The 1,222-nt window shown below is 63.2% G+C and carries 1 protein-coding gene and 1 pseudogene; both read left to right on the forward strand.

The features are described 5' to 3' along the window. Window positions 1-615, forward strand: a pseudogene (locus EOA22_RS34235) (DsbA family protein); the annotation flags it as partial. Window positions 616-720: 105 nt separating this feature from the next. Next, window positions 721-1,222, forward strand: a 502-nt coding sequence (locus EOA22_RS34240; protein WP_164756204.1) for an AAA family ATPase, incomplete at its 3' end; no start/stop codon positions are given.

Consider the following 1,222-nt stretch of genomic DNA (forward strand, 5'->3'; position numbering starts at 1 on the left):
ACCCCCGCTGAGCCGGCGGACCCCTGAAGGCCGGCCACGACGGCCGCCGCCACCGCGCCGGAAGCCCAGGGCACCGTGGACATGACGGAACTGATGAAGCCGGGCGCGCTGCCCGACAAGCAGCTTGGCAAGGACGACGCCAAGGTCACCATCGTCGAATACGCCTCGATGACCTGCCCGCATTGCGCGCATTTCGCCGAGACCACCTTTCCGGACCTGAAGACCAAGTACATCGACACCGGCAAGGTTCGCTACATCCTGCGCGAATTCCCGTTCGACCCGAGCGCCGAAGCCGGTTTTATGCTGGCGCGCTGCGCCAAGGATAACTATTACCCCATGGTCGACGTCCTGTTCCGGCAGCAGGCGAACTGGGTTGGCGTCCAGAATACCAAGGATGCGCTGCTGCAAATCTCGAAGCTCGCCGGTTTTACACAGGAGTCCTTCGAGGCCTGCTTGACGGACCAGAAACTTCTGGACGATGTGAGATCGGTCCAGAAGCGCGGCGCCAATGAATTCAAGGTCGACTCGACACCGACCTTCTTCATCAACGGTAAGACCTACAAGGGGGCGATGTCGATTGAGGAAATGTCGGCCATCATCGACCCTCTGCTCTGACGTCCAGTCAGCCCTGAGGCGGCGGCGCTTCGGCGTGCGCGGCTTCTCGTTGTGCTGCGAATTCCTTTCGCAAAACCACGGAAATCCGCTTAGCGGGCGGCGCGAATGAAGTTTTCGCGCCTTCGCCTCCTTGGTTTCAAATCTTTCGTCGAGCCTGGCGAGTTCGTCATCGAACGCGGCCTGACCGGCATTGTCGGGCCCAATGGCTGCGGCAAGTCGAACCTTGTCGAGGCGTTGCGCTGGGTGATGGGCGAAAGCTCCTACAAGAATATGCGCGCGTCCGGCATGGACGACGTCATCTTCTCCGGCTCGGGCACGCGTCCGGCGCGCAACACCGCCGAAGTGACGCTCTTCCTCGACAACAGCGACCGCTCGGCGCCCGCTGCCTTCAACGATGCCGACGAACTGCAGGTGTCGCGCCGCATCGAGCGCGAGGCCGGTTCGCTTTACCGTATCAACGGCAAGGAGGCCCGCGCCAAGGACGTGCAGCTTCTGTTCGCCGACCAGTCGACCGGTGCGCGTTCGCCGTCGATGGTCGGCCAGGGCCGCATCGGCGAACTGATCCAGGCCAAGCCCCAGGCACGCCGCGCCCTGCTCGAAGAGGCGG

The sequence above is a fragment of the Mesorhizobium sp. M7A.F.Ca.US.014.04.1.1 genome, from assembly GCF_003998745.1.
Taxonomy (GTDB): domain Bacteria; phylum Pseudomonadota; class Alphaproteobacteria; order Rhizobiales; family Rhizobiaceae; genus Mesorhizobium; species Mesorhizobium ciceri.